Here is a 16,260-nt window from a genome sequence, read left to right on the forward strand (position 1 = left end):
CCGCTCGTACGTTCGATTATAGCAAATTGGTTGCCCTTACCATCCCCAAAAGGGGATGCCGAGCAACGCCGCCTTTCATAAAACCGTGGGCTTTCAGTTGACTTTTTCTGTAAAAGAGGTCACGAGATTCGCTCCCCTTTCATCTCCATATTTTTTGGAGAAACATCGGAAGAATCGGTTTTCCAGAAAATCATGAGCAGCTTTTTTCGGTCCAGCCATAAAAGGTACACGTTCATCAACACCAGCATCGTACTCAAGTCTTGAACCCCGATCCGATAACAATAGTTCACCATCATGATGTTAAGCGCGATGGGAAAATAGATAACGGCTCCCAACGTGAATGTTCTCGGAATCATGATGAGAAGCCCCGCCAGCACTTCCCCGATCCCGATGAATATCTCATATACCCTGGAGTATCCGAAAAACTTCCACGCCAACACAAATCCTTCTCCATGCGAGCTAGCTATATCTGCCGCGGGAATCCCAAATTGTCCGAAGGCGAGTTTGACCAATCCGTATAACAGTAACTGAATTCCCATAAAGATTCGAAAAGTGACCGGTACTGAGTTTTTGAGAGAACGCCCCAATCGCTTGATCAAAAAATAACATCCTTTCTAAAAATTGAATTTTCATATAATTATATAGTCAAAAATGGACAGAATGTCAGTATTATGAGACTGATAAAAAAGGTAGCGGTCATTATTGTTGAAATAAGAAGATAATATCAGGGCGAAGGAGGAATCGTATGTTTCAAATCCTCTTCTATCAACAAGGCAGCATTGAATTGGCCAGGATCATTCCGTCCTTTTGGATGAAACGGCATTTTGGTACAATAAAAATTACGAATGTTCGAAAGAGAAGGGTGGGTTGGCATGTCCGATCGTTTACAGGGTAAAATTGCTGTCGTTACCGGTGCCACGCGCAAAATGGGTATCGGAGCGGCGATCTGCCGCGCACTGGCCGAAAAGGGCGCAGACGTATTTTTCACCCATTGGACCCCATACGATCGCATGACATTTCAGGAGACGACGGAGCGTGAACCGGAGGAGCTGCTGCAGGAGTTGCGTGCCTTGGGTGCCCGTGCGGAAGCGCTCGCGGTGGATTTGTCCAAACCCGAAGCGGCGGTATTGGTGATGGAGACGGTCTGGGAACGGTTGGGCGCCCCGTCTATTCTCGTAAACAACGCGGCAGTGTCGATGAACGACAACTTCGAAACGATCACCGCACAGGGGCTGGATGCCCATTATGCGGTAAACGTGAGGGCGACCGCATTGTTGAGCGCCGAGTTTGCACGACGCTACGAAAGCGGACCGGGTGGACGGATCATCAATCTGACCAGTGGGCAGTCGCTGGGACCTATGCCAGGTGAGCTGTCCTACGTAGCGACGAAGGGCGCCATCGAAGCACTCACCCGGACATTGGCTGCAGAAGTAGCGCACAAGGGCATCACCGTCAATGCGGTCAACCCCGGACCAACGGATACCGGTTGGATGACGGACGAGCTGAAACGGATCTTGTTGACCAAGTTTCCGATGGGACGTGTGGGACAACCGGCGGATGCCGCCCGATTGATCGCATTTTTGGCGAGCGATGAGGCGGCGTGGATTACGGGGCAGGTGATTCATTCCGAAGGCGGGTTTATCCGAAATTGAAGAGGAGGGGACAACAGATGAGCCGGACGGATCGCGATGTGAGGGTGATCTGCAACGGCGTGGAAAAGACGGGGAGATTGTCTCAAACAATCCTGGAACTGCTGGGCGACCGGATTCCCCATTTGTGTTATCACCCCAGTTTGGGACCGATCCAAACTTGCGACCTGTGTATGGTCGAGGTAAATGGCGAATTGGTTCGTGCATGCGCGACACAGTTGGTCGACGGGATGAAGATCGATACCCTATCGGATCGGGTGAAACGGGCACAAAAAGAGGCGATGGACCGTATTCTGATCAACCATGAGCTGTATTGTACCGTTTGCGACAACAATAACGGCAACTGCGATCTTCATGAAGCGGTCAAGGCGATGAAGGTGGATCATCAGGCGGAACCGTTCCGTCCGAAGCCCTATCCGGTTGACGACAGCAACCCGTTTTACCGCTACGATCCCAACCAGTGCATTTTGTGCGGACGTTGTGTGGAAGCATGCCAAAATCTACAGGTGAACGAAACGTTGTCCATCGATTGGGAAGCGGATCGTCCGCGGGTGGTGTGGGATCATGGCGTATCGATCAATGAATCGTCGTGCGTTTCATGCGGTCATTGTGTCACCGTTTGTCCGTGCAATGCCTTGATGGAAAAATCGATGCTGGGGGAAGCGGGTTTTTTGACCGGATTAAAACCGGAGACGTTGCGTGGGATGATTGACATCACCAAGGAAGTGGAACCCGGTTACCGCCAAATCTTGGCCATCTCTGAGATGGAAGCCGCCATGCGGGAGAAAACGATTCGCAAGACCAAAACGGTCTGTACTTACTGTGGCGTGGGATGCAGTTTCGATGTGTGGACCAAGGGACGGCGCATCCTGAAGATCCAGCCACGGGAGGAAGCTCCGGCCAACGGCATATCCACGTGTGTCAAAGGGAAATTCGGTTGGGATTTCGTCAACAGCGAGGGGCGGTTGACCCGACCGTTGATCCGGCGCGGGGACGTCTTTGAGGAGGCAACCTGGGAGGAAGCGCTGGCCGTGATCGCAGAGAAGCTGGGAACGATCCGGGATCGGTACGGTCCAGATGTCATCGGGCTGATCGCTTCTTCCAAATGTACAAATGAAGAGGCCTATCTGATGCAGAAGTTGGCCCGTGCCGTCATCGGCACCCACAATGTGGACAATTGCTCCCGCTATTGCCAATCGCCCGCCACGCAGGGTCTCTTCCGAACAGTCGGATACGGCGGGGACTCGGGATCGATCTCGGATATCGCACAGGCGGATTTGGTCATCATCATCGGTTCCAACACGGCAGAGTCGCATCCGGTACTGGCGACGCGGGTCAAACGGGCGCAAAAACTGCGCGGCCAAAAGGTGATTGTCGCAGACCTGCGCAAACATGAGATGGCGGAGCGGGCGGATCTGTTCCTGCGCCCCCGGCCGGGGACAGATTTCGTATGGTTGTCGGCGCTGGCTCGCTACATTCTGGATCAAGGATGGCACGATGCGTCGTTTTTGTCGGAGCGGGTGGACGGTTTAGAGGAATACCGGCACAGTTTGGAACCGTTTACACTGCCGTTTGCCGAGGAAATCACAGGAATTGCCGCAGATGATCTGATCCGCGCGGCGGAGATGATCCGCGATGCGGGCTCCGTTTGTATTTTGTGGGCGATGGGTGTCACGCAGCATACCGGGGGAAGCGACACCAGTACCGCCATCTCCAATCTGCTTCTCGTCACGGGAAATTACGGTCGTCCTGGCACGGGGGCTTACCCGCTCAGGGGACACAACAACGTCCAGGGGACCAGCGATTTCGGCGCGATGCCGCATATGTTTCCCGGGTATGAACCGGTGACGGACGAGCGAGTCCGAAAGCGGTATGAAGAAGCGTGGGGTGTTTCGTTGCCGGACCGGCCGGGACTGAACAATCATCAGATGGTGGATGCCATCCTCGACGGACGATTGAAAGCGATGTACATCGTCGGTGAGGATATGGCACTGGTGGATGCCAATGCCCGACGGGTACAGCGCGCTTTTGAACAGTTGGAATTCCTGGTTGTGCAGGATCTGTTTCTGACGCGGACGGCGCAGTTTGCAGATGTCGTTCTCCCCGCCAGCCCCAGTTTGGAGAAGGAGGGGACATTTACCAACACCGAACGGCGGATTCAACGGCTGTATCCGGCGATGGAACCGCTGGGGGACTCGTTGCCGGATTGGCAGATCATTCAGATGGTGGCCCGAGCGTTGGGAGCGGACTGGTCCTATGCGCATCCGGGTGAAATCATGGCGGAAGCGGCTCGTTTGGCCCCGATGTTTGCCGGGGTCACATATGAGCGGCTGGAAGGATACCGCAGTTTGCAATGGCCGGTTCATCCGGACGGAACGGACACCCCGCTACTGTATCGCGACCGCTTTGCGTTCCCGGACGGCAAGGCACGCCTGTATCCAGTGAAATGGATTCCGCCGCGTGAAGGGGAACCATCGTATGATTTACATTTGAATAATGGCCGTGTGTTGGAACATTTCCACGAGGGCAACATGACCGCCCGTTCCGACGGCATCCGATCCAAAGTCCCGCGCGCGTTCGTGGAAGTGTCACCCGAAGTGGCGAAAGAGCGGGGGCTGACGGACGGCATGTGGGTTCGTCTTACCTCTCCGTACGGTCAAGTGCGGGTACCCGTGTTGGTGACGGATCGTGTTCGGGGGCGGGAGTTGTATCTCACCATGAACGACCCCGAGGAGGGTGCCGTTAATCTGTTGACGGGTAATGACACGGATCGAGATACGGATACCCCGGCGTTCAAGGAATACACTGTGCGCATGGAGGTGTTGGATGAATCGCCGACCGAACCATTACCCCGGCACAATCCGCGTTTTGCCATCCGGCGACCGACACGCGGGGTGGAAGTGGAACGAAAATGGCGAAGAGCGGATTATCGCATGCCCGGAACGGAAGGAGGAGACCGTGATGGCAGCACCCACGAAAGAGATTGTCTCCAACCGGAATACCGCCGCTGAAGAAAAGTTATCCCCGGAAGCGGTCCAGTTGTTGAACCGTTGGGCGGAACGAAAAGAGGCCGTCAATGAACTGATTGATGTGATCGGTCTGCTTCACGAAAAAGGATGGTTGCGAACGGCCAAGGCCTTTTTGGCATCGACCGACGAGCTGATGTCCATCGCATTGGACCAGCTCAACACTCCGGGCGGCAAGCGATTCTTGCGCAACCTGATTCACATGGGTGTTCTGTTGTCCGCGGTCGATCTACCGTCTGCGGTCAAAGCGGCGGAAGAAGCGGATCAAGAAACGGATCGATCCGGCATGTGGACACTGCTCCAAACCTTGCGCGATCCCGAGGTGATCGCCGCCATCCGCTTTTTTCTGAATATCGCCAAAAGGATACGGCCGGACGATGTAAGTGGAGCCGGGGAGGAAACGAGATGAGGACCCATCCGTTTCCTCCTCCGAGAAGCAATGTGGCTCGCAGGCACATCCGACGGGTGATCGGGGATCAAATCTCTACGCGGATGGACCGGATTATCGTGGAAGAGCCGATGGAAATCCGCATCCGTCTGTATGATGTTCCCGAACCGATTTCCGTCGGGGTGACGATGCGCACGCCGGGTCATGATTTTGAACTGGCTGCGGGATGGTTGTTTGCCGAAGGTATTTTACGCTCGCCGGACGAAGTGTCGCATCTCACCTACTGTACAGACCCCCATGTGGATCACGAACAACGCTACAACATCGTGAACGTACATTTGCGTCCCGGCATCTGTCCGAATCTGGACCGGCCCCGCCGTCGTTTTGCGGCCATGTCGGGGTGCGGTGTCTGCGGGACGGCATCTCTGGCATCCCTCCGTGCCCAGGGTGTCGTCCCGGCAGAGGGGCGGATTCGGTTGCGCGCCGCCCTATTGCCACGGATGGGAGAATTGTTTCACCAGAGTCAACGCCTGTTTCATCAGACCGGTGGATTGCATGCGGCCGCCTTGTTTGACGAAGAGGGACGGTTGTTGTCTATTCGTGAGGATGTAGGCCGGCACAATGCGGTGGACAAATTGATCGGCCAGGCTTGGCTCAATCGTCAGTGTCCGCTGGACCGGAAGATCCTGATGGTGAGCAGTCGCGCCGGTTTCGAGATTGTACAAAAGGCGGCTGTTGCCGGCGTGCCCATTCTCATCACGATGTCGGCCCCGTCCACCTTGGCATGTGATACCGCTCGCGAATTCGGGATCACGCTGATCGGATTTGCCCGTGGCGCCTCGTTCAACGTGTATACGGGTGAGGAGCGGGTATGGTTGGAATCGTCGGAATGGGCAGACGGATAAGCACTGCTTTTGCATTCAGTGTCTGATGTCGGAGAGAGATCTTCGGCATGAACGAGCACCGATTCGAAAAGTGCAGAAATTGAACACCGCGGGCCATTCCCTCTATGCGATGTGGACGATATTTTTAGACACACTCTATGCGGATTCACCCGTTTTTTCCCGTAAATATGCGACGAGGGAAGGGGAGTACAGGATGAATCCCGGGGATAAAAGAGAAAAAAAACGTACGTTGCCGAACGGTTGCGAAGTTGGTCAACTGGGAAAACGGGATACGATGTGGCCTGCCTTTCAAACGATGGTCGAAAAAGGTGAGGCAGCGGTTCCTACGCTGATGGAAGGCTTGCAGGATGTGGATGAACAGGTGAGAGGGGTAGCGGCGGTTGCGTTGGGTGAGATTGGAAGCGCGGCGAGGGAAGCGGTTCCGCAGTTGATTGCGCTGCTGTATGAAGAAAACCGGGAAACGCGCATGGCGGCGGCATTGGCGCTGATGAAAATCGGACCCGATGCGGTGGAAGCATTGCAAACGTGTCTCCAATCGGACAACCGTCAAGCACGTTTTTGGGCGGCCTGGGCTTTGACCATGAACGATCCGTCTCAAACGGAAGCCGTGAATGTGCTACGTGAAGCCTGGGCGGATGACCGCAACGACAAATATGTTCATTTGGCCGCGGCGGAAGCGATCTTCAAAGCGATGCGGTATCAGTCATCCAAACGGTAGAAACGAAAAAGGATGAATACGGGATGAAACGGATTTGGATGGGGAAACTGCTGGTTTCTGCGGTGATGACGGTTGTGACACTGATTGTATTGAAAATGATTGACTGGATGGTACATTCATTCCAACCACCGGACCCCGATGTGTTGGTGATCCCTTTTGATCCATTTTTTTATCTAATGTACGTGGCCCTCGTTATGTTTTTATTTGCATTGCCCATCTCGCTGGTGTCGGATTGGTTGACCCAACGGGCGGGGAAATATCGGTGGTTGTGGTCTCTGCTCATCCACACGGGAGCTGCCGCGCTGCTTTGGTTCTGGTTGGGGTGGCGTTTCCGACAATCTGTACAATGGGTAGTGACGCTTCCCACTCTTCTGGAATTGTTGGTGAAGTCGGTTTTCAGCCTACCCACCCTGTTGGCTTTGATATATTGGATACTGGATGAATGGTGGAAGAGGAGCAGCACAAAAAAATAGTCGTACCGACGGTACGACTGAGACTACTGACATAGTGGTCTCAATCCGCGATTTCGGATGCACACTGTTATTTAAGACCTTACTTTTCCGTCAGTTGTCGGATCACCGATTCATCCGGTGTGACATACAGCGTTTTTTGATGGTCGTAGATGACAAAACCCGGACGGGATCCGGAAGGCTTGCGCACGTATTTGACCAATGTGTAATCGACCGGCACTTGACTGGAATGACGGGCTTTGCTGAAGTAAGCGGCCAGTATGGCAGCCTCGTGCAAGGTTTGTTCGCCGAACGTTCGGGCTCGGATGACCACGTGTGAGCCGGGGATGTCCTTGGTGTGCAACCACGTGTCCCCGGACGAAGCGAGATGATGGGTCAAATAATCGTTTTGTTTGTTGTTTTTGCCCACGAGAATGGGAATTCCTTCAGAAGAATGATAGACAGCCGGGGAAGGTGTTTCCTTTTTCCGTTTGCGTGTTCCTTTCCCCGAGGGACGGAGCCATCCTTCTTCCTCCAGTTCCTCCCGAATCTGCTCCACTTCTTTCAACGAGGCATTTTCCAACAGTGCCAGTACGGACTCCAGATAAGTGATGTCTTGCTGTGCTTTTTCCATTTGCTCTTTGTTCCATTGGCGGGTGGCTTTCGCCTTGTTGTACCGCTTGAAGTACCGTTGGGCGTTTTCTGACGGTGTCAACTGCGGATCGAGCGGGATCTCGATCTCAGGTGCTTCCGGATCGTAGTAGTTGATGACCCGTGCCACCCGGTCCCCCCGCTGAATCTGGTGCATATAGGCGGTGAGCAATTCCCCGTAGATCCGATCATTTTCCGCTTTTTCCGCTGCCCGGATTTCCTGTTCGAGCACCCGGATTTTTTTCTCGTTCTTTTCTATCTCATTTTTCAGTTTGCGTACGAGATCCAATGTTTGCTGCCGGACACGATCCCGTTCCGCTTTCCCGTGGTAAAAGGCATCCAGGCACGAGCTGACACTGTCGAACGTTTGCGCATCTCCCTTCAGGTGGGTTAATGCCACCACGGAGAAAAACGCCTTCTGTTCGGGAGAGACCACGATGGTGGGTTGGTACCGGTGTTGGCGGATGTCGGCCATCACCTCGGAAAAGGCACGCCACAATTGCGACCGTTCCCCCAACCCTGCTCGGTGGACGATCTCTTTGGCGACCACGGGGCTGATACCGGCGAATCGGTCGACGATCTGTCGGTCCAATCGGCCCTGGTTGAAGTCCAACGAACGGATGAACGTCGCTTCATCCGTTGTCAGCGGGTGATGTTTGTCCTGGGCGGGCGGCCGTCGGTACGTCACTCCCGGCAACACCTGACGGTATCGGTTGACCGCATGGCTGACGCGGCGGACGGCGTCGATGATGCGGTTGGATTCCGGGTCCACCAAGATGATGTTGCTGTGACGGCCCATGATCTCCGCGATCAGCAGACGGGTCACATCATCGCCCAAATCGTTGCGGGCGCGGATATGGATGTGAACGATCCTCTCCATGTCCACCTGTTCGATGGCGGTGATGATCCCGCCTTCGCAGTGTTTGCGCATCAGCATGCAAAACACCGGTGGCTCCAAAGGATTTTCCGTCATATGGCGGGTGAGGTGAATTCGTGCATAAGACGGGTGTGCCGAGATGAGCAGCAGATGATTCCGTTGTTGTGCCCGCACTTGCAGCAACAACTCGTTTTCACTCGGTTGATAGATTTTGTTGATCCGCCCGCCGACCAGCGCCTGCATCTCCCGAACGGCGGCACGGGTGACTAAGCCGTCGAACGACATGATATCCCTCCTTCCTAAACAGGTGGTCGGTGTTATGTATGCACGCGTCTCGTCCAGTATAGCACGATTGGTGTTGCCCACTCCATACGATTTGTCACAGACGGAAAGTACGAGATGGGCGATAAATATCCCGTTGATTGAGCCGCTCAAGAGAGAAGAGTTGGCGAGGATAAGATTTAAAAGGGCCTTCGGAAATCTACCGAAGGCCTTTTTTGTGCAGCCAGCAAAAGTTAGAGGGTTTCAATCCCGTCTCCCATGTAAGAGATTTGGAATGTTAATGGATCACTGCTTAAAATAACCACTGGCTCTGCACTTACCCGACGGGCAATCCACTTTGAAGATGTATTTGGCAGCGGGCACTTTTTGCACGCGGGCGACTGCTTTCCCCGGCTTCACCGTTCCCTCCGCTAGCACCGGGCAAACATCGGTAGCCGGTGCGCAATATTCGATCACATAATAATGTACCAGGTCTTTTCCGCTGTTTTTCAGGTACAGCTGCATCGGACCAGTTTTCAAGTTCACAGGTTGAGTGCTGATCGTATAATTGCCGGGAGTCAGCTTGAGATGAACTTCCGTTTCCGCATGAGCCATGGTGGAAAAGGATAAAAATACAGCGACAGTCAGGAAAGCCATCCATGTTCTTCTCAAGATACGTCCTCCTTCGGATCTTTTCCGTTTAAATTGCCCGATGGAACATTCATTTACTCTAAACAATGACAAAAAACCATTACCGGAAAACTTTAGGGGAGCCGTTTACCATGCCCATGGGCGCTTTTTCTTCCCTTTCCCCAGTTATGATTCGGGGCCAGTTGGGACGGAGCATTTGGATAGATGTGGACACCCGGAAGGTGTTGGATCATGTCACTATCGATCCGACAACCGGTTTACGCACCTCGGGACCGGAAAAGGACAGCTTGTTTTGACATCGTGACGGACTTGATCCGCCGCCTGTGAAGTCCGTATAATTGTGTAAAAATGGCACGTTCAAAAATAAGTGAGCCAATAGAGTTGGCCCAAATTTTCATATATAGAGGGTTTCGCATGGCTATACACCACATGATCATAGGTTCGATTTTTTAAATATAAAAAATATACAGGAATGACCAAACTGTTGCAATCGGTATCAAATTAGATTCCTCTGGCCCAGGTTCCGGAACTACTGGTGGCATAGCCATTTGAGCGCATGGGGGAACGGAGAGGGTGCCGGAACATCCCTCTCCCTCTGATGTGAGGTGAATCGTTTGAAGTTATTCAGCAAACAGATGACGTTACGGACAAAAATTAACATATTCGTGCTGTTGATTGTCGGAATCGTTTTGATCTTAGTCGTATCTGCCTTGTCATATCACATTATTCAATCACGTTTTCAAGATATCGGAAATCGTGCACTTTTCCTTTCGAAAACCATTGCGGCCATGCCACAAATACGAGATGCTTTTCGGACAAAGGATCCATCCAAGTATATCCAGCCGCTTGCTGAGGAACTGCGGAAAAAATCAGGGGCTAAATTTATCGTAGTGGGAAACATGGATCTCATTCGTTACAGCCATCCCAATCCCTCATTGATTGGAAAGAAAATGGTTGGCGGTGATGACAATCTTGTTCTCCATGGAAAAGAAAGCATTACACAGGCGGTAGGGACATTGGGACTCTCTATACGGGGCAAGTCGCCCATTTTTGATGAACAACATCATCAGATCGGTGTGGTGTCTGTTGGTTTTCTCGTTCAAAATATATGGAAAGATATTTGGGCTACACTGAAGAATTTGGAAATCGTTGCGGTAATAGGGCTTGTTTTTGGATTTATGGGTGCACATCTCCTCTCCGGGCATATCAAAAAGCAAATTTTTAATATGGAACCGTTTGAAATCGCCTTATTGACTCAAAAGCAGGACGCGATTATGGAATCCATTCGAGAGGGGATTTTAGCTGTCGATCGACAAGGAAAAATCACCGCCTGCAATCAAGAGGCAAAGCGATTAATCGGATTGGCACCTTCCTGTGAGATCATCGGCCAGCCGATTCAATCCGTGGTCCCGAATTCCAGACTTCCTGAAGTTTTGGAGGAAGGGGTCAGTCAATTCGACCAACCGATGATCATCAATAATACGCTGATTATTGCCAACATAGTGCCTGTGTTGTTAAATGGCCAGGTAATCGGTGCGGTCTCCACTTTTCGTGACAAAATCGAGTTGGATCAAATCAATCAGCAATTAAATGATATCGGACATTATGTGGACGCTTTACGCAGTCAACGGCACGAGTTTATGAACCGCCTGCACACGATTTCCGGGCTCATTCAAATGCAAGAGTATGATCTAGCACGAGAGTTTATCAATCAAGTCAACGAGGAGCAGCAGCAACTCATCGAATTTTTCATGTCAAGGGTGCGTGACCCGGCGGTAGTCGGAATTATCATTGGGAAAATGCATCGTGCAAAAGAGTTGGGGATTCAACTGACAGTGGATCGAGCTTCTCGTTTGCTCGATCCTTGTCCTAATCGGGAGATTGTGATAACGATTTTGGGGAATGCCATTGAAAACGCTATGGAGGCGTTAACACAGATGAACGACAAAAATGGAAAAGCGGCTATTTCCGTCTATATCAACGATCAAACGGATCGATTGGAGATCAAAGTCAGCGACACCGGCCCTGGCATCGATTCGGAACTGGGGCCGCGTATTTTCGAAGACGGGGTCTCCACCAAAGGGGAAAACCGAGGTTTCGGATTGACCATTGTCTCTCGCCTCGTCAAAAAGGTCGGTGGAACGATCGCCATGGTATCAGCAAGCACGGGTGCCACTTTAGAAGTGAGTTTACCGAAGAGGTGAGCAAGTTTGTCACAAACAATGATCAGGGTCGCGGTTGTCGATGATGATTTTATGATCGCAAGGTTACATGGTAAATTTATCGAATCAATTCCCAATTACCAATTGGTCGGCATCGCCAATAATTATGAGCAAACTCTTCGTTTGGTGAGGGATTTGCAACCGGACCTTCTGTTATTGGATGTTTACATGCCTGATCAGTCCGGAATTGAATTGTTGAGGACGATTCGCGCGGAGAATTCACCCTGTGATGTCATCTTGATCACGGCTGCCAAGGAATTGGAAGTCATAGAGGAAGGATTTCGCCTCGGCATTTTCGATTATTTGATTAAGCCGTTCGACCTCAATTGGTTGCAAAAATCGCTGGAAAAGTATTTGCAATTCAAAACACGGCTGACAAAATCACATTCAGATGGTGTCAATCAAATGGTGATTGATGATCTAAAAAAGCTGCGTTCTGTTACTCACTCGATGAATCAACTGCAACAAAAAGGGATTGATTTGCGTACTTTGGAGCGTATTCAACATTGTCTGGCACATGCAAATCAGTTTATGAGTGCGGAAGAAGTGGCCAAATCGGCTGGAGTAAGCCGATCTACAGCTCGTAACTATCTGGTATATTTGGTTGAAGAGGGACATGTCGAAGAACAATTGATATATGGAAAAGTAGGCCGCCCGCTGCGAGTGTACCGGGCCAATTAACACTCCACACGGCTAAAGCCGTGGGATTCTTGAGTGGTTAACGCCCTCAGTCCATTTCTGTTTCGGGCAACCCTCAATCTAGGGGGTGTGTCATCACCCCGTCCCATATGGTTCTGCGCGACCGGGCATGTACCCACATGGGCGGCNNGTTCGCCACTGGAACCTCATACCATGACGTCCACAGGAACAAACCCACTACCAGTGGGATGAGCACCGCTCATATGTTCGATTATCCAGCAAATTGGTTGCTCTTGCCATCCCCAAAAGGGGATGCCGAGCAACGCCGCCTTCCATCCCACGATTGAAACCGTGGGCTTTCAGGCGGCTTTATCTGTCAAATCATGCGAGTTGGGGAAAACACCATACGATCGTGTCGGTCTTATGGTTTGCCGTCTCAGTGTATTCGGTGTATGTGGGAGTGAAACGTCCTCCCGAGAAAGTAGAAAGAATTTTATGACCATACCAGAAGGGAGTTAAGCAACGCTATAAAAAATGACGACAGAAAATAAGCGAGTCAATAGATACGGGTCCGAAATTCCCGTCGGGAGACTCTCGCTGTTGAGACAGAGCATCAGACGGGAAATCGGAGCCCGCTCATAAACACATATTTTTGTTATTTGATCGCTTGATTCGCTTTGTTCACAAATTCTGTCGTATAGGTTTCATCCAATTTGACGTGTGCATTTTTGAGTTTGGGTTTAAAAGTGGACAGAACTTCATACACTTTGGCCGGACCATCAGCCGGCATTTTCCCGTCAGGAGAAAACATCGATATACTATGGGACAACGCTCGGATATACATATCTTTGTTCCCCGCATAATACGCACTCGGTACATGGGCTGCGATTTCTTCAGGCTTATGGGTTTGGATGAATTTCAGCGTCTTACTGAAAGCGTTCACCAATTTTTGCACAATTTCAGGATGTGCTTTGATGTAGTCAGAACTCATGTAGAGACTGGCTGCCGGGTAATAACCGCCAAGTGCTTGTTTCGTACCATCAATACTGGACATATCAACCAGCGGAGTAGCGAGTTTTTTTGCTTGCAAAAGGGACACCGTAGGTTCGGTTGTCACCGCCAAATCAATCCTTCCTTGCTCCATGGATGCAATCAAGGTGTTACCGGCACCCACGGGAACCGGGATATAGTCTTTGGAAGTATGCCCTCCCTTGGTGACCAAATAGTTGGCCAAGAAATTGGTGGAAGATCCCAGCCCGGTAACACCGATCTTTTTGCCCTTCAAATCACGGATGCTTTTGATTCGATTCTTCATTCTATTGGATACCACCAGCGTTTCGCCGGGTGTGACTCCAAATTGTATCACAGATTGTAGGTGTTTTCCTTTGGCTTGTAAATCAATAGTATGATCGTAAAAACCTACTACACCGTCAACCTGGCCTGCAATCAACGCTTCCTCCGCAGATTGCCCGGACCCCTGATTGATCAGCTCAACATCAAGTCCTTCTTGTTTGAAATAGCCGAGATTTTCGGTGAGTTTGGCAGGCAGGTAGATTATTTTTTCCATTCCCCCGACCATGATTTTGATTTTAGGCGATGAGGAAGCGGACATGCCGGAAGTACCACAGCCTGTCGCTAATAAAGAGATCATCCCAAAGGAGATCAGAATGGTTGCCAATTTTCTTGCGAATTGACTCTTCATTTTGCTTATCCCCCTTTTTTCATGTGATATCTGAATGATTCAATCCTGCCACATGTCGCCAAGCGATGAATCGTTTTTCCAGCCGACTCACGGCCCAGTCTGCTGCCAGCGCAGTGATCGAGAGTAAAACCATCGCAGCGAATACACCTGTCGTATCAAAAGCACCTTGTGCCTGAGAGATCAAAAAGCCAAGACCTTTCGTCGCGCCGATAAATTCTCCCACAACCGCACCGACCAGAGCGAAGCCAAAGCTGGAATGCAGACTAGAGAGAATCCACGTTAAGGCAGAAGGAACGATGACATGAAAGGCCAGTTGCTTTTTGTTTGCCCCAAGCAACAGGGCATTGTTTACCAGCGTACGATCCACTTCTCTTACTCCTTGAAAGGCATTGAAGAACACTACGAAAAAGGTAAGTGTCACGCCGAGGGCGACTTTGGAGGACATATCCAAACCCAGCCAGAGGATGAAAATCGGAGCCAACACCACACGAGGTAACGCATTCAGCATCTGGATATAGGGACCAAATATCACAGACAAAACTTCACTCATTCCAAGTGCATATCCCGCAATGACCCCAAGAATGACACCCAGTACAAACGAGAGAATGGTCTCTTCAAACGTTACGAGGAAATGGATATATAAAGGACCTTGGCTCGTTCCGTTTTGAAACCAATCAATGATTTGTAACAGAATCGCCTTGGGACTCGAGAAGAAGAAAGGATCGACCCAGTTGAGACTTGCAAAAAGCTGCCAAGATCCCATTAACAGAACAAAGACAGCCACTTGCAATGCAAGGTTGCGTAAGCGTCGTTGGAGCGCTCTTTTGCGCATTTCGTTTTGACGAGTAATCGCTTCATGAGATGTGGGTTTATTGAGACTTGTAGATTTGTTCATAGCTGATCATCACCTCGTCACGTAAATCATTCCAGATTTGTTCATGCAATTTCATGAAATCAGGGTCAAATCGGATTTCAGATACATTCCTTGGACGAGGAAGATCGATACGATAATCGCCTTTGATAGTTGCTGCAGGACCCGCTGTCATGACGATAACGCGATCGCTGAGTGCGATTGCTTCTTCCAGATCATGTGTGATAAAGACAACAGAGGCTGATGTCTGTTCCCAGATCGTCAGAAGCTCATTCTCCATCAACGAGCGTGTATGGACATCGAGTGCAGAGAAAGATTCATCCATCAGCAGGATCTGCGGTTGAATGATCAGGCATTGTGCCAAAGCGACACGTTTCCGCATCCCACCTGACAATTGATGCGGATAGTGTTTTTCAAATCCTTTTAAACCAACACGCTCGATCCATACCCTTGCTTCGTCATATGCTTCTGATTTGCTAACTCCACGTAATCGAAGACCCAAAGACACGTTATCGATCACCGTTTTCCAAGGGAACGTATTGTCCGTTTGGAATACACAGGCCGCGTGTTTGTTGATCCCCCGCAAAGTTTCCCCCTGAATTTTGACGATTCCACTTGTGGGCTGCTCAAATCCAGCAATTAATCCCAATGTTGTCGATTTTCCACAGCCTGTTGGTCCGACAATCGAACAAAATTCCCCCTTGGCAATCTGTAAGTTGATATTTTGCAAGACGGTATGAACCTCACCAGATGGTTTGACAAATTCTTTGGTGACTCCCGCCATCTCGATCATGATTGGTTGATCGTCTTTTTGAGGTTCATATCGAATGGGTCCTTTTTTGACCAGATCCAATTCCCTTTGCCCCCTTTACAAATTGATAGCGTTTACATATAGTATATTGAATATTGAATTATTTTGATATATTTAGTTAATTACTCGCAAATAATCAATAGAGGTAATTTTGTTCATTTTGTCAATTTGACACTCCACACAGCTAAAGCCGTGGGATTCTTGAGTGGTTAACGCCCTCAGTCCATTTCTGTTTCGGGCAACCCTCAAGCTAGGGGGTGTGTCATCACCCCGTCCCATATGGTTCTGCGCGACCGGGCACATGTACCCACATGGGCGGCGTACCTGTTACCAGTACGCTAGTTCCTTTTTCTCACTCTCATGGTTTTACCCAGTGGGAGAGATTGGTTCGCCACTGGAACCTCATACCATGACGTCCACAGGAACAAACCCACTACCAG

General features: G+C 50.7%; 15 protein-coding genes. 9 read left to right on the forward strand and 6 right to left on the reverse strand.

Features of this window, described 5'->3' with window-relative positions; genetic code table 11:
- Window positions 1-119: 119 nt before the first annotated feature.
- The gene (locus tag NWF35_RS14075; RefSeq protein WP_301239974.1) at window positions 120-539 is read right to left on the reverse strand and encodes a hypothetical protein; all 420 of its coding nucleotides are present in this window, start codon (window positions 537-539) and stop codon (window positions 120-122) included.
- A gap of 333 nt (window positions 540-872) precedes the next feature.
- Here NWF35_RS14075 and NWF35_RS14080 point away from each other — a divergent pair, with 333 nt between their 5' ends.
- The 6 genes from NWF35_RS14080 (at window position 873) to NWF35_RS14105 (ending at window position 7,159) form a co-directional block, all read left to right on the forward strand.
- Window positions 873-1,652, forward strand: a complete 780-nt coding sequence (locus tag NWF35_RS14080; protein ID WP_301239930.1) for an SDR family oxidoreductase — start codon at window positions 873-875, stop codon at window positions 1,650-1,652.
- Window positions 1,653-1,669: 17 nt separating this feature from the next.
- Window positions 1,670-4,660 (forward strand): formate dehydrogenase subunit alpha, encoded by a 2,991-nt coding sequence (fdhF, locus tag NWF35_RS14085; protein ID WP_301239931.1) that lies wholly within the window; start codon window positions 1,670-1,672, stop codon window positions 4,658-4,660.
- Window positions 4,611-5,084, forward strand: a complete 474-nt coding sequence (locus tag NWF35_RS14090; RefSeq protein WP_301239933.1) for a helical membrane plugin domain-containing protein — start codon at window positions 4,611-4,613, stop codon at window positions 5,082-5,084. The genes fdhF and NWF35_RS14090 overlap by 50 nt, the downstream gene beginning before the upstream one ends.
- On the forward strand, window positions 5,081-5,968 hold the full coding sequence (gene fdhD / locus NWF35_RS14095; RefSeq protein WP_301239935.1) for a formate dehydrogenase accessory sulfurtransferase FdhD: 888 nt from the start codon (window positions 5,081-5,083) through the stop codon (window positions 5,966-5,968). Before NWF35_RS14090 ends, fdhD begins: the two co-directional genes overlap by 4 nt.
- 193 nt (window positions 5,969-6,161) lie before the next feature.
- The gene (locus NWF35_RS14100; protein ID WP_301239937.1) at window positions 6,162-6,686 is read left to right on the forward strand and encodes a HEAT repeat domain-containing protein; all 525 of its coding nucleotides are present in this window, start codon (window positions 6,162-6,164) and stop codon (window positions 6,684-6,686) included.
- Between the two features lie 23 nt (window positions 6,687-6,709).
- Entirely contained in the window at window positions 6,710-7,159 is a 450-nt protein-coding gene (locus NWF35_RS14105) for a hypothetical protein (RefSeq protein ID WP_301239938.1), read from the forward strand.
- A 79-nt stretch (window positions 7,160-7,238) separates the two neighbouring features.
- On the opposite strand, the gene NWF35_RS14110 is transcribed toward NWF35_RS14105, so the two are convergent.
- Window positions 7,239-8,948, reverse strand: a complete 1,710-nt coding sequence (locus NWF35_RS14110) for an Rqc2 family fibronectin-binding protein (protein WP_301239940.1) — start codon at window positions 8,946-8,948, stop codon at window positions 7,239-7,241.
- A 282-nt stretch (window positions 8,949-9,230) separates the two neighbouring features.
- Window positions 9,231-9,596: a hypothetical protein gene (locus tag NWF35_RS14115; RefSeq protein ID WP_301239941.1), complete on the reverse strand. Its 366-nt coding sequence runs from the start codon at window positions 9,594-9,596 to the stop codon at window positions 9,231-9,233.
- A 110-nt stretch (window positions 9,597-9,706) separates the two neighbouring features.
- Here NWF35_RS14115 and NWF35_RS14120 point away from each other — a divergent pair, with 110 nt between their 5' ends.
- From NWF35_RS14120 to NWF35_RS14130, 3 genes are all read left to right on the forward strand, one after another.
- Window positions 9,707-9,871, forward strand: a complete 165-nt coding sequence (locus tag NWF35_RS14120; protein WP_301239943.1) for a hypothetical protein — start codon at window positions 9,707-9,709, stop codon at window positions 9,869-9,871.
- 309 nt (window positions 9,872-10,180) lie between these two features.
- Window positions 10,181-11,779, forward strand: coding sequence for an ATP-binding protein (locus NWF35_RS14125; protein ID WP_301239944.1), 1,599 nt, complete (start codon window positions 10,181-10,183; stop codon window positions 11,777-11,779).
- Window positions 11,780-11,785: 6 nt separating this feature from the next.
- Entirely contained in the window at window positions 11,786-12,478 is a 693-nt protein-coding gene (locus NWF35_RS14130) for a response regulator (RefSeq protein ID WP_301239946.1), read from the forward strand.
- A 613-nt stretch (window positions 12,479-13,091) separates the two neighbouring features.
- Here NWF35_RS14130 and NWF35_RS14135 read toward each other — a convergent pair.
- From NWF35_RS14135 to NWF35_RS14145, 3 genes are read right to left on the reverse strand one after another with little or no spacing between them, the layout of a single operon-like run.
- Window positions 13,092-14,138 carry an ABC transporter substrate-binding protein gene (locus tag NWF35_RS14135; protein ID WP_301239947.1) on the reverse strand — a complete coding sequence of 349 codons (1,047 nt, stop codon included), beginning with the start codon at window positions 14,136-14,138 and terminating at the stop codon, window positions 13,092-13,094.
- A 19-nt stretch (window positions 14,139-14,157) separates the two neighbouring features.
- Window positions 14,158-15,033 carry an ABC transporter permease gene (locus NWF35_RS14140; protein WP_301239948.1) on the reverse strand — a complete coding sequence of 292 codons (876 nt, stop codon included), beginning with the start codon at window positions 15,031-15,033 and terminating at the stop codon, window positions 14,158-14,160.
- Entirely contained in the window at window positions 15,008-15,862 is an 855-nt protein-coding gene (locus tag NWF35_RS14145; RefSeq protein WP_301239949.1) for an ABC transporter ATP-binding protein, read from the reverse strand. The genes NWF35_RS14140 and NWF35_RS14145 overlap by 26 nt, the downstream gene beginning before the upstream one ends.
- Window positions 15,863-16,260: the final 398 nt, after the last annotated feature.

It is taken from the genome of Polycladomyces subterraneus (assembly GCF_030433435.1).
GTDB lineage: Bacteria > Bacillota > Bacilli > Thermoactinomycetales > JIR-001 > Polycladomyces > Polycladomyces subterraneus.